This window comes from Afipia sp. GW822-FHT04G07, from assembly GCF_058800765.1.
The window spans coordinates 2,562,892-2,578,774 of record NZ_JBXAMP010000001.1; the positions used below are offsets into that span (position 1 = coordinate 2,562,892).

General features: G+C 62.0%; 15 protein-coding genes and 1 pseudogene. 7 read left to right on the forward strand and 9 right to left on the reverse strand.

Annotated features, from left to right (window positions below):
* The first annotated feature begins 164 nt into the window (after positions 1–164).
* Both katG and AC1RKJ_RS12515 read left to right on the forward strand, forming a co-directional pair.
* A complete protein-coding gene (gene katG / locus AC1RKJ_RS12510; protein WP_492791278.1) occupies positions 165–2,363 on the forward strand; it encodes a catalase/peroxidase HPI in 2,199 nt (732 codons plus the stop codon).
* A gap of 129 nt (positions 2,364–2,492) precedes the next feature.
* Positions 2,493–3,089: a glutathione S-transferase family protein gene (locus tag AC1RKJ_RS12515; RefSeq protein ID WP_492791279.1), complete on the forward strand. Its 597-nt coding sequence runs from the start codon at positions 2,493–2,495 to the stop codon at positions 3,087–3,089.
* A gap of 6 nt (positions 3,090–3,095) precedes the next feature.
* Here AC1RKJ_RS12515 and fabI read toward each other — a convergent pair whose 3' ends face one another.
* The 3 genes from fabI to fabA form a co-directional block, all read right to left on the reverse strand.
* On the reverse strand, positions 3,096–3,911 hold the full coding sequence (gene fabI / locus AC1RKJ_RS12520) for an enoyl-ACP reductase FabI (protein WP_492791280.1): 816 nt from the start codon (positions 3,909–3,911) through the stop codon (positions 3,096–3,098).
* A gap of 52 nt (positions 3,912–3,963) precedes the next feature.
* Entirely contained in the window at positions 3,964–5,187 is a 1,224-nt protein-coding gene (gene fabB, locus AC1RKJ_RS12525; RefSeq protein ID WP_492791281.1) for a beta-ketoacyl-ACP synthase I, read from the reverse strand.
* A gap of 114 nt (positions 5,188–5,301) precedes the next feature.
* The gene (fabA, locus tag AC1RKJ_RS12530) at positions 5,302–5,832 is read right to left on the reverse strand and encodes a 3-hydroxyacyl-[acyl-carrier-protein] dehydratase FabA (protein WP_492791282.1); all 531 of its coding nucleotides are present in this window, start codon (positions 5,830–5,832) and stop codon (positions 5,302–5,304) included.
* Positions 5,833–6,094: 262 nt separating this feature from the next.
* Between fabA and irrA the strand changes: the two genes are divergently transcribed.
* The gene (irrA, locus tag AC1RKJ_RS12535; protein ID WP_492791283.1) at positions 6,095–6,580 is read left to right on the forward strand and encodes an iron response transcriptional regulator IrrA; all 486 of its coding nucleotides are present in this window, start codon (positions 6,095–6,097) and stop codon (positions 6,578–6,580) included.
* A gap of 96 nt (positions 6,581–6,676) precedes the next feature.
* Here irrA and AC1RKJ_RS12540 read toward each other — a convergent pair whose 3' ends face one another.
* Positions 6,677–7,204 carry an SH3 domain-containing protein gene (locus AC1RKJ_RS12540; protein ID WP_492791284.1) on the reverse strand — a complete coding sequence of 176 codons (528 nt, stop codon included), beginning with the start codon at positions 7,202–7,204 and terminating at the stop codon, positions 6,677–6,679.
* A 348-nt stretch (positions 7,205–7,552) separates the two neighbouring features.
* Between AC1RKJ_RS12540 and AC1RKJ_RS12545 the strand changes: the two genes are divergently transcribed.
* Positions 7,553–8,557: a 2-hydroxyacid dehydrogenase gene (locus tag AC1RKJ_RS12545; protein WP_492791285.1), complete on the forward strand. Its 1,005-nt coding sequence runs from the start codon at positions 7,553–7,555 to the stop codon at positions 8,555–8,557.
* Positions 8,558–8,582: 25 nt separating this feature from the next.
* Here AC1RKJ_RS12545 and AC1RKJ_RS12550 read toward each other — a convergent pair.
* The 3 genes and pseudogenes from AC1RKJ_RS12550 to AC1RKJ_RS12560 all read right to left on the reverse strand — a co-directional run.
* Positions 8,583–8,675 (reverse strand): annotated as a pseudogene (locus AC1RKJ_RS12550) (adenylyltransferase); the annotation flags it as partial.
* The gene (locus AC1RKJ_RS12555) at positions 8,665–9,528 is read right to left on the reverse strand and encodes a GIY-YIG nuclease family protein (RefSeq protein ID WP_492791286.1); all 864 of its coding nucleotides are present in this window, start codon (positions 9,526–9,528) and stop codon (positions 8,665–8,667) included. The pseudogene AC1RKJ_RS12550 and the gene AC1RKJ_RS12555, both read right to left, overlap by 11 nt.
* A gap of 28 nt (positions 9,529–9,556) precedes the next feature.
* The gene (locus AC1RKJ_RS12560) at positions 9,557–10,357 is read right to left on the reverse strand and encodes a HesA/MoeB/ThiF family protein (RefSeq protein ID WP_492791287.1); all 801 of its coding nucleotides are present in this window, start codon (positions 10,355–10,357) and stop codon (positions 9,557–9,559) included.
* A 151-nt stretch (positions 10,358–10,508) separates the two neighbouring features.
* Here AC1RKJ_RS12560 and AC1RKJ_RS12565 point away from each other — a divergent pair, with 151 nt between their 5' ends.
* Entirely contained in the window at positions 10,509–11,912 is a 1,404-nt protein-coding gene (locus AC1RKJ_RS12565; RefSeq protein WP_492791288.1) for a peptidoglycan-binding domain-containing protein, read from the forward strand.
* 182 nt (positions 11,913–12,094) lie between these two features.
* Here the strand turns inward: AC1RKJ_RS12565 and mutM are convergent, their stop codons facing one another.
* Together mutM and AC1RKJ_RS12575 are read right to left on the reverse strand one after the other, a co-directional pair.
* Positions 12,095–12,976, reverse strand: a complete 882-nt coding sequence (gene mutM / locus AC1RKJ_RS12570) for a bifunctional DNA-formamidopyrimidine glycosylase/DNA-(apurinic or apyrimidinic site) lyase (RefSeq protein WP_492791289.1) — start codon at positions 12,974–12,976, stop codon at positions 12,095–12,097.
* A 9-nt stretch (positions 12,977–12,985) separates the two neighbouring features.
* Positions 12,986–13,366 carry a glyoxalase superfamily protein gene (locus AC1RKJ_RS12575; RefSeq protein WP_492791290.1) on the reverse strand — a complete coding sequence of 127 codons (381 nt, stop codon included), beginning with the start codon at positions 13,364–13,366 and terminating at the stop codon, positions 12,986–12,988.
* Positions 13,367–13,485: 119 nt separating this feature from the next.
* Between AC1RKJ_RS12575 and ubiE the strand changes: the two genes are divergently transcribed.
* The gene (ubiE, locus tag AC1RKJ_RS12580; RefSeq protein ID WP_492791291.1) at positions 13,486–14,247 is read left to right on the forward strand and encodes a bifunctional demethylmenaquinone methyltransferase/2-methoxy-6-polyprenyl-1,4-benzoquinol methylase UbiE; all 762 of its coding nucleotides are present in this window, start codon (positions 13,486–13,488) and stop codon (positions 14,245–14,247) included.
* Positions 14,244–15,812 (forward strand): 2-polyprenylphenol 6-hydroxylase, encoded by a 1,569-nt coding sequence (ubiB, locus tag AC1RKJ_RS12585; protein WP_492791292.1) that lies wholly within the window; start codon positions 14,244–14,246, stop codon positions 15,810–15,812. Before ubiE ends, ubiB begins: the two co-directional genes overlap by 4 nt.
* The last annotated feature ends 71 nt before the right edge of the window (positions 15,813–15,883 follow it).

The window sequence follows — 15,883 nt, forward strand, 5'->3', positions numbered from 1 at the left end:
GGTTCTCGATGATACCGTCGCCCACGGCGAAACGCCGCCCAGCAACAGCAAGCGCATTTCGGAGACCTGAGAGCAACCGGGTCTCGGCAAGACACCATTCCAGCGTGGGCTGGCGCATCGGATCAAACCGGCGAAACAATTCACAGAACGATCGGAGAAAAACAATGGACGCAAAAACCGACGACAAGGGCGCAGGCAAATGCCCCGTTGCGCATACCCCCAGAGCCAACCGCGACTGGTGGCCGAACCAGTTGGATCTTTCGATTCTCCACCAGCATTCGGCCCTTTCCGATCCGCTGGACAAGACGTTCGACTACGCCAAGGAATTCGGGAAGCTCGACTACGAAGCGCTGAAGAATGACCTGCGCAAGCTGATGACCGATTCGCAGGACTGGTGGCCAGCCGACTTCGGCAATTACGGTCCGCAGTTTGTCCGCATGTCCTGGCACGCCGCCGGTACCTATCGTCTTGCTGACGGCCGAGGCGGCGCCGGTCGCGGTCAACAGCGTTTCGCTCCACTCAACTCCTGGCCGGACAACGTCAACATCGACAAGTCGCGCCGCCTGTTGTGGCCGATCAAGCAGAAGTACGGCCAGAAAATCTCCTGGGCCGACCTGCTGATCCTCACCGGCAACGTGGCGCTGGAAACCATGGGCTTCCGCACCTTCGGTTTCGCGGCCGGCCGCGCGGATGTCTGGGAGCCGGATCAGGACGTGAATTGGGGTTCCGAAGCCGAGTGGCTGACCCACCGGCCCCTTGAGAAATTCGACAATCCGCTCGGCGCCACCGAGATGGGCCTCATCTACGTCAATCCGGAAGGTCCGGGCGCCAACGGTGACCCGGTCTCCGCCGCAAGGTTCATCCGCGAAACCTTCAAGCGCATGGCGATGAACGACGAAGAAACCGTCGCGCTGATCGGCGGCGGTCACACCTTCGGCAAGACCCACGGCGCAGCGCCCGAATCTCACAAGGGACCGAATCCCGAAGCAGCCGCCCTGGAAGAGCAAGGCCTGGGCTGGACGAGCAACTACGGCACCGGCTCCGGCGCGGACGCTGTCGGCAGCGGCATCGAAGTCACCTGGACGCAGACGCCCGCACAGTGGAGCAACCACTTCTTCGAGAACCTGTTCAAGTACGAATGGGTGCAGACGCGCAGCCCTGGCGGTGCCATCCAGTGGGAGGCCAAGGACGCAGAGGACGTCATTCCCGATGCGCACGATCCGTCGAAGAAGCATAAGCCGACCATGCTGACCACCGACCTGTCGCTGCGTCTGGACCCGATCTACGAGAAAATCTCGCGACGTTTCCTGGAGAATCCGCAGGCGTTTGCCGAGGCCTTCGCCCGCGCGTGGTTCAAGCTGACCCATCGCGACCTGGGACCGCACTCGCGTTATCTGGGCCCCGAAATACCCAAGGAAGAATTGATCTGGCAGGACCCGATTCCCGCGGTCGATCACAAACTGATCGGTGAGCAGGACGTCACGGCCCTGAAGGCGACGATTCTTGCGTCCGGCCTCACCGTGTCTGAACTGGTCAGCGCGGCATGGGCTTCGGCCTCCACCTTCCGTGGCGGCGACAAGCGCGGCGGCGCCAACGGTGCGCGCGTCCGCCTCGCGCCACAGAAGGATTGGGAGGTTAACCAGCCGGCCCAACTCGCCAAGGTGTTGCAGACACTCGATGGAATCCGAAAGCAGTTCAACGCCGCTCAATCGGATGACAAGGAAGTGTCGCTTGCCGACCTGATCGTTCTTGGCGGCGATGCGGCAATCGAAAAGGCCGCGAAGGATGCCGGCGTCAATGTGACCGTTCCCTTCTCTGCGGGACGCGCGGACGCTTCGCAGAAGCAAACCGACGTGGACGCTTTTGCCGTGATGGAGCCGATCGCGGATGGCTTCCGCAACTACATCAAGGGCAAACCGGCCGCGCCGGCCGAGGTGCTTCTGGTAGACCGCGCACAGTTGCTGACGCTGACCGCTCCGGAAATGACGGTTCTTGTCGGCGGCCTGCGCGTCCTTGGTGCCAATGCCGGCAATTCCAAGCATGGCGTCTTCACCCAGCGGCCGGAGGTGTTGACCAACGACTTCTTCGTCAATCTGCTCGACATGAGGACGAAGTGGAAGGCGGTCGAGGGCGACGAGGTCTATGAAGGACGCGATCGCAAGAGCGGCGATCTCAAGTGGACCGGCACCCGTGCCGATCTGGTGTTCGGCTCGCACTCCCAGCTTCGCGCCCTCGCTGAAGTTTATGGAAGCGCGGATGCAAAAGAGAAGTTCGTGAAGGACTTCGTCAAGGCGTGGACCAAGGTGATGAACGCCGACCGCTTCGACCTCGCGGACCGGCCCACGCTGCAAGCCGCGGAATAATCCGTCCCGCTTGACGGCAAAACGAAAAGCCCCCGCGATCGCATCGCGGGGGCTTTTTTATTTGATCGTCACCGGGAGACAATTCCGGCACGAATTGGCTATAACGTCACAAAAATCAGGGAGGATCGCATGATGAAGCTCTACTGGTCGCCGCGCTCGCGCTCGTTTTCCGCGATCTGGCTGATGGAAGAGACCGGCCAGCCCTACGAGCGTGTGCTGACGGATATTTCCACCGGCGCGCAGAAGACGCCGGAGTTTCTCGCGGTCAATCCGATGGGCAAGGTGCCGGCGCTGAAGGACGGCGATGTCTCTATCGCGGAAGCATCAGCGATCGCCGCCTATGTCGCGGAGCGTTATCCGGACGCGAAGCTGGCGCCGCCGCTCGGCGATCCGCGCCGCGGAAAATATCTGCAATGGCTGTTCTTCGCGCCAAGCTGCATCGAACCCGCGCTGATCCAGATCTTCACCAAGATCGAGGTGCCGGCCTCGACCGCAGCCTGGGGCAGCGCCACGCAGGTGTTCGATGTCCTCGACGCCGCGCTTGAAAAGGGCCCGTTCCTGCTGGGCGATACGTTCTCGGCCGCCGACATCATGGTCGGCTCGGGGCTGAATTTCGCGATCCGGCTGTTCAAGATGGTGCCGACGCGGCCGTCATTCGACCGCTATATCGACGCCTGCTCCGCGCGTCCCGCATTCCAGCGCGCGACGGTGATCGCGGCGGGGTAACTGCGATTAATCCGACGGTTTGTCGGCGTCCGCCTTCAGCGCATCCGGATGCGGCATCGAGATGATGTTGTAACCGGAATCGACGAAGTGGATTTCGCCGGTCACGCCGCCGGACATATCCGACAGCAAATAAAGCGCGGTGCCGCCGAGTTCGTCGAGCGTGACGCCGCGCCCCAGCGGCGAATGCTTCTGCTGAAAGGCGAACATGGCGCGCGAGTCGCCGATGCCGGCGCCGGCCAGCGTGCGCACGGGGCCTGCGGAAATCGCGTTGACGCGAATGCCGTTGCGGCCGAAATCAGCAGCAAGGTAGCGCGTCGAGGCTTCGAGCGCCGCCTTGGCGACGCCCATGACATTGTAGTTCGGCATCACGCGGGTCGAGCCGCCGAAGGTCAGCGTCACGATCGAGCCGCCGTTCGGCATCATCTCCGACGCGCGCTTGGCGACTTCGGTGAACGAGAAGCACGAGATCACCATGGTGCGCGAGAAGTTCGCGCGGGTGGTGTCGGCGTAGCGGCCTTTCAGTTCGTTCTTGTCGGAGAAGCCGATGGCGTGGACCAGAAAATCGATCGAGCCCCACTTTTCCTTCATCGCCGCGAAGGTCGCATCGACGCTTGCGATGTCCTCGACGTCGCAGGGCAGGATCAGCGCGGCGTTCAGGGATTCCGCCAGCGGCTTGACGCGCTTGCCGAGCGCGTCACCCTGATAGGTGAATGCAAGCTCCGCGCCCTGTGCGTGAAGCGCTTTCGCGATGCCCCATGCGATCGAATGATCGTTGGCGACGCCCATGATGAGCCCGCGCTTGCCTTGCATCATTCCAGACATATCAAATCCTGCTGCGCCCACTCAAAATTTTCGGTGAGGCTTAAAAGAACAATTACGCTTCCAACCGCTTGAAAACGAGTGTCGCGTTGGTGCCGCCGAAACCGAAGGAGTTGGACAGCACCGCCCCGATTTTCGCCCCGTCGATACGCTTGCGCGTGATCGGCATGTCGGCGAATGCCGGATCGAGCTCGGTGATGTTCGCGCTTTCGCAAATGAAGCCGTTGTTCATCATCAGCAGCGAATAGATCGCTTCCTGCACGCCGGTCGCGCCCAGCGAGTGCCCGGTCAGCGACTTGGTCGCCGAGATCGGCGGGCACTTGTCGCCCGAGCCGAAGACATTGCGGATGGCGTTGATTTCCGGCGGATCGCCGGCCGGCGTCGAGGTCGCGTGCGGATTGATGTAGTCGATGGGCACTTTCACCGTGGACATCGCCATCTTCATGCAGCGCTCGGCGCCCTCGCCGGAGGGCGCGACCATGTCATAGCCGTCGGAGGTCGCACCGTAACCGACGATCTCGCCGTAAATCCGCGCGCCGCGCGCCTTGGCGTGTTCAAGTTCTTCAAGCACGATGACACCGGCGCCGCCCGCGATGACAAAGCCGTCGCGGCTGACATCGTAGGCCCGCGACGCGGTCGTGGGCGTATCGTTGTATTTCGACGACATCGCGCCCATCGCGTCGAACAGCACCGACATGGTCCAGTCGAGATCCTCGCAGCCGCCGGCGAAGATGATGTCCTGCTTGCCGACCTGAATGGTCTCGTAGGCGTTGCCGATGCAATGATTCGACGTCGCGCAGGCCGAGGAAATCGAATAGTTGACGCCCTTGATCTTGAACCAGGTCGCCAGTGTCGCGGAGGCTGTCGAGGACATCGCCTTGGGAACGGCGAACGGGCCGACGCGCTTCGGGCCCTTGGTGCGGGTGATGTCGGCGGCTTCAACGATGGCGCGCGCGGAGGGACCGCCCGAGCCCATGATGATGCCGGTGCGTTCGTTGACGACATCCGATGGCTCGAGGCCTGAGTCGCGGATCGCCTGCTCCATCGCAACGTGATTCCATGCGGCGCCCTCGCCCAGGAACCGCATCGCGCGGCGATCGACAACGTCGGCGGGATTGAGCGTCGGCGCGCCGTGAACCTGCGAGCGGAAGCCGAGCTTGACGTAATCCTCTGCCCTCGAAATTCCCGGCTTGGCCTCGTAGAGACTCGCAAGCACTTCCTGAGTGTTGTTTCCGATGGACGAGACAATCCCCATCCCCGTGACCACAACTCGCCTCATGATCCCTCGCCTTTGTTTTGCGCTGTGAAGTCTGCGCCTTCGACTGCCCGATGCCGAACCTCAAGGCCGGCACTTCTCAAAGCCCGATATGCACGGGCTTCGTTTCATCCTGCATTACGTTCCCGGCTGCAATGCGGCACCTTGCGGAAGCAAGCCAACTTTCAAATCCTTGGCGCGATAGAAAATCTCGCCATCGGCCGAAAGCGTACCGTCGGCAATGCCGAGCCAGAGCTTCGAGCGCATCACACGCTTCACATCGATAGTGTACACGACCTTGGTGACATTCGGCAGAACCTGGCCGGCGAACTTGAGTTCGCTCAAGCCCAGCGCACGCCCGCGGCCAAGACCGCCGGACCAGCCGAGAAAAAACCCGACCATCTGCCACAGCGCATCAAGCCCCAGACAGCCCGGCATCACCGGATCGCCCTTGAAATGGCAGCCGAAAAACCAGAGGTCCGGCTTCACATCAAGCTCCGCGCGAATCAGCCCCTTGCCGTATTCGCCGCCGGTCTCCGTGATTTCGGTAATCCGGTCGAACATCAGCATCGGCGGCAGCGGCAGCTGGGCATTACCCGGCCCAAACAGCTCGCCCCGGCCACAGGCCAGCAGCTCCTCGTAGGTATAGCTGTTTTGGCGGTCTTTCATCGGGATCCCTCAATTTGACATGCCGGTCCTGCGGCAGCCCTGCGGGACCTCTAACATAGGGGGGCCAAGGGTCAAAGCGGCCGTAACACCCCGATTCGACGCCGTTTTTAACCTAAATCGCTTAGCGCCAGTTGCGAAAAACTTGCATGTAACTGCATCCTTTCCTATAGTGCCGCCTACAAGCCTTTGCGAGGGCTGCGTGTGCGTCATATGTGTTTTATGGTGCTGTCACACGATCTGCCCCACGAGTATGAGTGATCTGATGACTGATGTTGTGACCAACGAGACCAAGCGCGATGAGCCGCACGGCCACCACAGCCATGCGCCCACGCTGACGGGATGTCCGTGGCACGACGTCAATGAAATGCTGCAATCCGTCGGCCTGCGCCCGACCCGTCAGCGCATGGCGCTGGGCTGGCTGCTGTTCGGCAAGGGCGGCCGCCATCTGACCGCGGAAATGCTCTACGAGGAAGCGACCCACGCCAAGGTGCCGGTGTCGCTCGCCACCGTTTACAACACGCTCAACCAGCTCACCGAAGCGGGCCTGCTGCGTCAGGTCAGCGTCGACGGCACCAAGACCTATTTCGACACCAACACCAGCGCGCATCATCACTTCTACATGGAAGGCAACCACGAGCTGGTCGACATTCCAGATCCCAATCTCGTGCTGCAAAAGATGCCGGAGGTGCCGGAAGGCTACGAAATCAGCCGCATCGACATGGTCGTGCGCCTGCGCAAGAAGCGCTGAAGACCACAGGTTCTATGAGTTCTGGATTTTGACGGCCGGGCTTGTCCCGGCCGTTTGTATTTTGCACCGCAGGCCGCGCGAACGCAGCCACCGGTGTCAGTTCACCTTCTCGTCGGCATAAACGCCCCAGAGCCGCTGCTGCTCGATCCAGCCGTCGAAGCCGTTGCCGCTGACGCGGCACCAGCCCTCGTTGCAGCGCCTGACGGTGGCGACGACGCCGGCCTGAAGCTTGGCCGCGACCGCGCTCTTGGGATCGGCGCTGTCGTAGATCGGCGCCAGCTCATCCTTCTTTTTCATGGTCACGACGGCAGTCCGGCGCCCCGAGAGCAGCGAGTGATAAACCCAGCCTTCCGCGCCTTCCGAATCGCGGACGCGCCGCCAGTTCTCGAACTCGGCGGTGATTTCCACCGGCAGGCCCGAGCGGGTGTAGACCCAAGCCACATCGTGGTCCTTGGTGGGGCCGGCCCGGACATTGACGTGATCGGACTTCAGGCTGACATAACGCGGCACCGGCAGGCCGCTCGTTGTCACCACCGTATCCTTCGCCGCGAGCCCGCCGGCACACGATGCGATCCAGATGGCGCAACCGGCCGCAAGCGAAGCAAAAACTCGTACAAACCCCATCACACTGTCCTTCGTGCGGCCCCCAACGCCGCCTCTGCCGTCCCGAATGTCCGCGGCATTCCGGATACCGCCGACCAGGTTTTCGGGAACCGGAGCCTTCGCAGACCCAGACCTTCAGAACCTTGGGGTTCTTGTCTTGGCGCGGCCTTCTGCTAGAGAGGGACCAAGGGCCAAGCGCCTGAGAAACTGCGGAAAGCTCACCCGACCGGCAACGAATTTCTACCTTCGAACAGGCCGGTTAATGTGGGCTGAACGGCAGAGCAAAAGCGTCCGGAAACGGTCACCTGCTGACGTATATTTTGATGCGGTTTCAGCGCGCGAAAACGCTCTAAGAGGGCCTCGGCAAGAATGATTTTGGGCAAGAAAAAGCCTCTGGTGGTGGTCACGCGCAAGCTGCCCGACAGCACCGAGACGCGTATGCGCGAGCTTTTCGACACCCGGCTCAATCTCGACGATACGCCGATGACGCCGGACCAGCTCGCCGAAGCGGTCCGCTCCGCCGATATTCTGGTGCCGACGGTCTCCGACGAAATCACCGCCGATATTCTCAACCAGCCGGACACAAGGCTGAAGCTGATCGCCAACTTCGGCAACGGTGTCGACAACATCGACGTCGCTGCGGCGATTGCGCGCGGCATCACCGTCACCAACACGCCGAAGGTCCTGACCGAAGATACCGCCGACATGACCATGGCGCTGCTGCTCGCGGTGCCGCGCCGGCTGATCGAGGGCGCCGCCATTCTGACCGAAGGCCGCGACTGGCCCGGCTGGTCGCCGACCTGGATGCTGGGTCATCGCATCGGCGGCAAGCGCCTCGGCATCATCGGCATGGGCCGCATCGGTCAGGCGCTGGCGCGCCGCGCCCACGCGTTCGGCTTGCAGATCCATTACCACAACCGCCGTCCGGTCGCGCCGCAGATCGAGGAAGAGTTGCGCGCAACCTACTGGGACAGCCTCGACCAGATGCTGGCGCGCATGGACTTCATCTCGGTGAACTGTCCGCACACGCCGGCGACGTTCCATCTGCTGTCGGCGCGGCGGCTGAAGCTGATCCGCAAGGACGCCTACATCATCAACACCGCACGCGGCGAGATCATCGACGAAACGACGCTGACGAAATTGCTTGAAGACGGCGAGATCGCGGGCGCTGCCCTCGACGTGTTCGAGAACGAGCCCGCCGTGAATCCGAAACTCGTGCGGCTGGCCAAGGCCGGCAAGGTCGTGCTGCTGCCGCATATGGGATCGGCCACCATCGAGGGCCGCGTCGAGATGGGCGAGAAGGTGATGATCAACATCCGCACCTTCCTCGACGGCCACCGGCCGCCGGACCGCGTGCTGCCGGGCGTGGCGTAGAGTTCAGCCAAATTATCTGAGACAATTATTTATGCGCCGACAGATCCTTAATCGTCGGCGCGTCGCCGTTGAGCAGATTTGAGGGGGCGCGCGCGTAACGCAGCGTCTCAAAGCGCGTCGTTTTGCACATACAGATTCTTATCGTGAACCCGTTTGTATTCGAGAAGTTGCGACACTGCGTCATATGAATGATATCGCGCATAAACACTCTTTGCATTCCTTTGCCGCAGGTCAGCGAGCGCCTCGAACCAATATGCAATCAGAGCGCGACGAACCCCAGGAAGACCAAAAAACCTTTCTGCATCTGCAAAATCTCCCCGAAAGCTGATTAGTACAGCCCGCTCAGCGGAGACATACCCGGCTTCATGCACTTCACCATCATGCCGCCCGATCCATATGATCGTCTCGGGATATTCAAGGATTAGACGATCAAGAACGATGTGATGAGTAAACTTGCCGTCGATCGCTTTTTGCGTGCTGAATGCAACCTCGTGCGGACCAATATTCAACGTAAACCACCGCCCGCCGTTTGTTTTTGGCAGCACGCTCAGAGTCCAAGCACCTTGGATGTCGAGACTTCCGAACAATCCCGCGAACTGAAATAATTTGAAAAGAAAGAGCCGAACGTCTCGGTTACTAAAAATCTTCTCGGTCTTTTCGTAGTCAACTCGAAGCTCGGTATCCGTAAGTCTTAGTCGCTCTCTTGCTTCGTGCGGCGGCAAACTGAACAACTCCTGCGTACCGCGCACATCCTGCACCTGTCTTTTTTTGAAGTGCCTGTGGAGAGCGCCCTCGACAAGCCGCCAATCTGTTACATGCAGAAAGTCCGACAATTCCCATGGCCCATGATCGCCATAGGAAGTCGTGCCATTAATACCACGAAGTCGCTCGCTGATCGGTCGCTCTGTGCCACCGATCTTGACGTAATTGCTATTAGGCGAGACTAAAATATAGACAAAACCTTGGGGCACAGCCAAACCTAACTATGAAAGTTCTTATTCATTTATGCGCCGACAGATCCGTAATCGTCGGCGCATCGCCGTTGAGCGGATTTGACGGGTCGCGCGCGTAGCGCAACGTCTCGAAGCGCATCGCGCGCGCGTCGATCATCACCAGCCGTCCCACCAGACTCTCGCCAAAGCCGACGATGTCGCGGATCGCCTCCAGCGCCATCATCGAACCGAGCACGCCGGCCAGCGCGCCGAGCACGCCCGCTTCCTCACAGGTCGGCGTGGTGCCGGGCGGCGGCGCTTCCGGAAACAGGCAGCGATAGGTCGGATTCCTGTTTCCGTTCGCATCAATGCCGTGGGCGCGGATCGTGGTCAGGGAGGCATCGAACACGCCGAGCGCACCGGCGATCAGCGTTTTCCTCGCGAGAAAACATGCGTCCGAGACCAGATAGCGCGTCACGAAATTATCCGAGCCGTCGACGACCACGTCGTAGCCGCCGATGATCTCCAGCGCGTTCGCCGCATTCAATCGCACCGCATGGGTGCGCATCGTGACATGCGGGTTGAGCGCGAGAATTTTGTCGGCGGCGCTGTCCACTTTCGGACGCCCGACATCCGGGGTGGCGTGGATGATCTGGCGCTGCAAATTCGACAGCGACACCGTGTCGTCATCGACCACGCCCAGCGTGCCGATGCCGGCCGCCGCCAGATACATCAGCGCCGGCGCGCCGAGGCCGCCTGCGCCGATGGCCAGCACGGACGCTGCTTTCAGCGCGGCCTGGCCGGGGCCGCCGACCTCGCGCAGCACGATATGGCGCGCATAGCGCTCCAGTTCTTCGGAGGTCAGCATCAGGCTCTCATCACTCACCGTTCACACGCTGTTTCGCGACAGCGCTCTCGTCGATTTTTCGCTGATTTTGTCCCCGCATATCGAACCAATGCGTCGCTGTCTCGGACAAATCTATGCTCTAATGGCATCATTACCAGCTACGAGACCAATCATGAAATTGCCGTTCGCAACAGCGCTGATGATGGCCGCGACGCTCGGCTGCGCCGGCGCGCAGACCCCGCCGGCCAAGCAGGCGCCGCAAGCAAAGCAAGCGCCACAGGCCAAGCAAGCGCCGCAGATCAAGCCGAAGCCGGTTGCGACCGTGCCGGTCCGCCCGGCCACCCAGACCCCGGTCGATACGGCCAAGGCGATGGAGCAGGCCGAGCGCCTCGCGATCCAGTCGGACCTCGCATGGGTCAGCCTCTACAACGGCGCGATCAACGGCGAGGTCAGCGACCGGATGGTGTCCGCCATCAAGGCCTTCCAGAAAGACCACGGGGCCAAGGAAACCGGCGTGCTCAATCCGCAGGAGCGTGGCACGCTCAGCGCCGCAGCGAAAAAACTTCAGGACAATGTCGGCTGGAAAGTCATCAGCGAAACCTTCAGCGGCGCACGCATCGGCCTGCCGTCGAAGCTGGTGCCGCAGGTAATCACCGACGTGTCCGGCACCAAATGGTCGTCCGCCACCGGCACGATCCAGGTTGAATTCGCGCGCCGCAAGGAAGCCGGGGCCACCACGGCCAGCATCGCCGCCAACGAAAAGAAACTGAACGCCCGCAAGACCGACTACACCGTGGTGAAGCCGGATTTCTTCGTGCTGTCGGGCGTTCAGGGCCTGAAGAAATTCTACATCCGCGGCCAGACACGAAACGACGAAGTCCGCATTCTCACCATCCTATACGATCAGGCCACCGAAGGCACCATGATCCCGGTCACGGTGGCGATGTCGAGCGCCTTCAATCCCTTCCCCGGCAGCGGCGTGGCACAGGCCGGTCCGCCGCCGCGCAAGAAGGTGGAATACTCCACGGGCATCATTGCCAGCGCCGACGGCGCCATTGTCGCGGACCGTCAGGCCACCGACGGCTGCATGACCATCGCGGTGCCGGGCTATGGCAACGCCACCCGCATCGCCGACGATGAAGCGCGCGAACTCGCGCTGCTGCGCATCTACGGCGCGAGCGGATTGAAACCGCTGGCCATGTCTGGCAACGGCGTGACAAAATCCAGTGTCAGCCTCACCGGCGTCGCCGATCCGCAGAATCAGGGCGGGCGCAACACCGTGACCGCTGTGGCCGCCGCTGCGGCGCTCGCGGGCACCGACATGACCTTGACGCCGGAGCCGCCGGTCGGCTTCTCCGGCGCGGCGGCGATCGATGGCGACGGAAAGTTCGCAGGCCTCGCCCGGCTGAAGCCGGCAGTCGTCGCAGGTCCTGCCGGGACGCCGCTGCCGTCGCAGGCGTTGCTGGTCCCTGCGGATTCGGTGCGCGAATTCCTGAAGGCGAAGGGCGTCACGGTTGCGTCCGGCGCATCCGACCCGAAGACATCGGTGCTGCGGCTGGTGTGCGTGCGGAAGTAATCGCGACCCGCTGGTCATTGTCGGCAGGACGGGCGGTGATTGCACTGCCATCAATCGCATTTTCAGCGAGGGGAAGAGCGCGCACAGGTTCGTCACCGTCTCGCCTTATGCGCCGAAGCCCGTCACCATTTTGCCGTTTCGTTTGCGCGGCGATTTGGGCGCCGGAGGACGAGTTCGGAATTTCACCTCTGACAGGTCGGGCACCAGAACGTCGAACGCCCGTTCTGCGTGAATCGCTTCACCGTGCCCTTGCACTTCGGCGTCTTGCAGGGCTGCCCTTCGCGGTCATAGACCAGAAACGAATGCTGGAAATAGCCTAGCTCGCCGTCGGTCTGGCGATGATCGCGCAACGACGATCCGCCGGCCTTGATCGCAGCATTCAAGACGGTGTGGATCGAACCGACCAGATGTTTGGCGCGATCCGCCGGTCCACCTTTGCGGTCGGCCAGCGTGGAAGCCTGCCGCTTCGGCGACAGGTGCGAGCGAAACAGCGCCTCGCAGACATAGATATTGCCCAGCCCCGCCACCACGCGCTGATCGAGCAGCGCGGCTTTTAACGACGTCTTCTTGCCCACACATGCGCGCGCCAGCATCGCGGCATCGAATTCATTGCCGAGCGGTTCGGGGCCAAGTCCGCTCAACAGCGGCTCGGCATCCATCTCGGACCGGCGCACGATCTTCATGTAGCCAAAACGCCGCGGGTCGTTGAACGAGATCATCGCGCCCGACGCCATGTGAAACACCACGTGATCGTGGGTGCGATTTTCGCTGCGCGGATAATGAAACTCGCCGGGTGTGCTCTGACCCTCGGGAAGTTCGACACGAAATGAGCCCGACATGCCGAGATGCATCAGCAGCACATCGCCGGTATCGAGATCGGCCATCAGATATTTCGCGCGCCGCCCGAGGCCGGTTACCACCTTGCCTTCAAGCCGCGACACGAAATCCTTCTGAAAAGGGAAACGCAGATCGCCGCGCCGCGCCTCGAGGCGCGCGATGCGCTGGCCTTCCATCACCGGCTGCAGGCCGCGGCGGACGGTTTCGACCTCGGGCAGTTCAGGCATCTGTCACGCTCATGCCGAGGCCTTGTCAGTTTCGCTGAAGATGATGTGATTGGAGAACGGATCGTACACGGTCATCGTGGTGACGCCCCAGGGCTGCTTCTCGAGACCCGGGCGCATGTAGTTGTAACCCTTGGCCGCCAGTTCGGCGTGGTACTCCGCAAGTCCCACCGTATCGACGGTGATGTGCACGCCCGGTGAGCCGTCGCCATGATGCTCACTCAGGTAAAGTTGTATTCCGCCGCGCGATATTCCCATAAACAGCGGCAGCGCCGGCTCGAAACGATGCTCGAAATCGACCTTGAAGCCGAGATATCCGATATAGAACTCCCGCGCCTTGCGGGTATCGAACATCCGCAGGGTGGGAATAACTCGGCTGAATTCGATCGGCATCGGCGATCCCGCAGGCTATATGCGCATTAACCTTGACGCGTGTTGCGACAGGGTATGTAGCGCGATGCCGCGCGGCAGGCTATGGTCCCGCCGCAAAAAGCCGCTTGGATTGACAGAGTATGGAACGGCCTGACGGAACGACACATTTCGGCTTCCGCGACGTGGAGCTTGGCGAGAAGCAGACGCTGGTGAACGACGTGTTTCACAGCGTGGCGAAGCGCTACGACCTGATGAATGACCTGATGTCGGTCGGGATGCACCGGCTCTGGAAAGACGCGATGATTACCGCGCTTAATCCGCCGCGCGGCGACGCGCCGTTCGCACTGCTCGACGTGGCCGGCGGCACCGGCGACATTTCCTTCCGCGCGGCAAAGGCGGCAGGCCACGGGTTTCAAGCTACCGTCTGCGACATCAACACCGAAATGCTGGCCGGCGGCCGCGAGCGCGCGGTGGCGCGGCACCTCGATCATCAGGTGTCGTTCGTCGAAGGCAATGCCGAGGCACTCGCGTTCGCCGACAAGAGTTTCGACGCCTACACCATCGCATTTGGAATTCGCAATGTGCCGCGAATTCCGCTGGCGCTCAGCGAAGCCTACCGCGTGTTGAAGCCCGGCTCGCGCTTCCTGTGCCTGGAATTCTCATTTGTCGATGTGCCGGGACTCGACAAAATCTACGACCTGTTCTCGTTCAACGTGATTCCTCAGCTTGGGAAAGCGGTGACCGGCGACGCCGAATCCTATCGCTATCTGGTCGAATCCATCCGGCAGTTTCCGAAACCCAATGCATTCTCCGACATGATCCGCGCTGCGGGCTTCAGCCGGGTCAAACACGACGTCATGTCCGGCGGCATTGTCGCGCTGCATTCAGGCTGGCGTTTGTGATCGCAGCATTCACTCATACCGCCAGACTGATGCGCGCCGCTTACGTGTTCGCGCGCGAAGGCGTGTTCGGCTTCGCCGATCCGTCCGCCCTGCCGCCGCAGGCGCTGCTGCCGGTCCGGATCGCACGGCTGATCGAGCGGCGTGGCGCGGCATCGAGCGGCCGGCTGTCCCGCGCGCTGACGCGGCTTGGTCCCACCTATGTGAAGCTCGGCCAGTTTCTCGCAACGCGGCCCGACGTGGTCGGCGTGGCGATGGCGCGCGATCTGGAAAATCTGCAGGACCGGCTGCCGCCGTTCCCGCAGGCAGAGGCCGAAGCCGTTGTCGCGGCGGCGTTCGACAAGCCTCTGCCGCAGGTCTTTGCCAGCTTCGGCGAATCGGTCGCCGCAGCCTCGATCGCGCAGGTGCATCGCGCGGAAATCGACAAGGACGGCGTCCGCACCACCGTCGCTGTGAAAGTGCTGCGGCCCCACGTCGGCGGACGATTTCGCCGCGATCTCAGCGATTTCATGTTCGTCGCGCGCAAGATGGAGGGCGTATCCGCCGAGGCGCGGCGGCTGCGGCCGGTCGAGATCGTCGACACGCTCGCGCGTTCGGTGGCGATGGAAATGGATCTGCGGCTGGAAGCAGCCGCACTCTCCGAGATGGCGGAGAACACCAAGGACGACCACGAGTTCCGCATTCCGGCGGTGGACTGGGATCGCACCAGCCATCACGTCCTCACCATGGAATGGATCGAAGGCATCGCGCTGAACGACCGCGCGAAGTTGGAGGCCGCACAGATCGACCTGCCGGATCTCGGCCGCAAGGTGATCCAGAATTTCCTGCGTCACGCCTTGAGGGACGGCTTCTTCCACGCCGACATGCATCCCGGCAATCTGTTCGTCGACGAAACGGGGCGGCTGGTCGCGGTCGACTTCGGCATCATGGGCCGGCTCGGCCTCAAGGAACGGCGCTTTCTCGCGGAAATTCTGCTGGGCTTCATCACCCGCGACTATCGCCGCGTCGCCGAGGTGCACTTCGAGGCGGGCTATGTGCCCGCGCATCACTCGGTCGAGAATTTTGCGCAGGCGATCCGCGCCATCGGCGAGCCGATCCATAATCGCGCCGCCGACGAAATCTCGATGGCGAAATTGCTGTCTCTGCTGCTTGAGGTGACCGGCCTGTTCGACATGCGCACGCGTCCCGAACTCATCCTGCTGCAAAAGACCATGGTGGTGGTCGAAGGCGTCGCGCGCGGATTCGATCCCAAGCTCGATATCTGGACCACAGCCGATCCGGTCGTGCGCGAATGGATCGAACGCAACCTCGGCCCGCGCGGCAAGATCGAGGGCGCGATGGCGGGTGCAGGCGAACTCGGCCGGGTGCTGTCGGGCCTGCCGGCTATCGCCGCGCGTTCCGTCGCCGTACTGAACCAGTTCGAGGAAATAACTCGTAATGGACTGGTGCTGGCCCCTGAAACGGTGGCCGCCATCGGGAAGGCGGAAGCCCGGCGCAGCCACTGGCAGACTGCAGCGCTGTGGGTGATCGCCCTGACCTTTTTGGGAATCCTCTGGAAAATCTCCTGATTTGATTGCATTGCCATCATGATTTGATTGCAATGTAATCATTTGCTATGAAGCGCCCACAAGGAGCGCCT

What these genes read in the sequence shown, in the direction of transcription:
- mutM (WP_492791289.1), bottom strand. Translation starts at nt 12,976, where the DNA reads ATGCCTGAACTGCCCGAGGTCGAAACCGTCCGCCGCGGCCTGCAGCCG.
- AC1RKJ_RS12560 (WP_492791287.1), bottom strand. Translation starts at nt 10,357, where the DNA reads ATGCTGACCTCCGAAGAACTGGAGCGCTATGCGCGCCATATCGTGCTG.
- ubiE (WP_492791291.1), top strand. Translation starts at nt 13,486, where the DNA reads ATGGAACGGCCTGACGGAACGACACATTTCGGCTTCCGCGACGTGGAG.
- AC1RKJ_RS12545 (WP_492791285.1), top strand. Translation starts at nt 7,553, where the DNA reads ATGATTTTGGGCAAGAAAAAGCCTCTGGTGGTGGTCACGCGCAAGCTG.
- fabB (WP_492791281.1), bottom strand. Translation starts at nt 5,187, where the DNA reads ATGAGGCGAGTTGTGGTCACGGGGATGGGGATTGTCTCGTCCATCGGA.
- fabA (WP_492791282.1), bottom strand. Translation starts at nt 5,832, where the DNA reads ATGAAAGACCGCCAAAACAGCTATACCTACGAGGAGCTGCTGGCCTGT.
- fabI (WP_492791280.1), bottom strand. Translation starts at nt 3,911, where the DNA reads ATGTCTGGAATGATGCAAGGCAAGCGCGGGCTCATCATGGGCGTCGCC.
- AC1RKJ_RS12575 (WP_492791290.1), bottom strand. Translation starts at nt 13,366, where the DNA reads ATGCCGATCGAATTCAGCCGAGTTATTCCCACCCTGCGGATGTTCGAT.
- AC1RKJ_RS12515 (WP_492791279.1), top strand. Translation starts at nt 2,493, where the DNA reads ATGATGAAGCTCTACTGGTCGCCGCGCTCGCGCTCGTTTTCCGCGATC.
- irrA (WP_492791283.1), top strand. Translation starts at nt 6,095, where the DNA reads ATGACTGATGTTGTGACCAACGAGACCAAGCGCGATGAGCCGCACGGC.
- AC1RKJ_RS12565 (WP_492791288.1), top strand. Translation starts at nt 10,509, where the DNA reads ATGAAATTGCCGTTCGCAACAGCGCTGATGATGGCCGCGACGCTCGGC.
- katG (WP_492791278.1), top strand. Translation starts at nt 165, where the DNA reads ATGGACGCAAAAACCGACGACAAGGGCGCAGGCAAATGCCCCGTTGCG.
- AC1RKJ_RS12540 (WP_492791284.1), bottom strand. Translation starts at nt 7,204, where the DNA reads ATGGGGTTTGTACGAGTTTTTGCTTCGCTTGCGGCCGGTTGCGCCATC.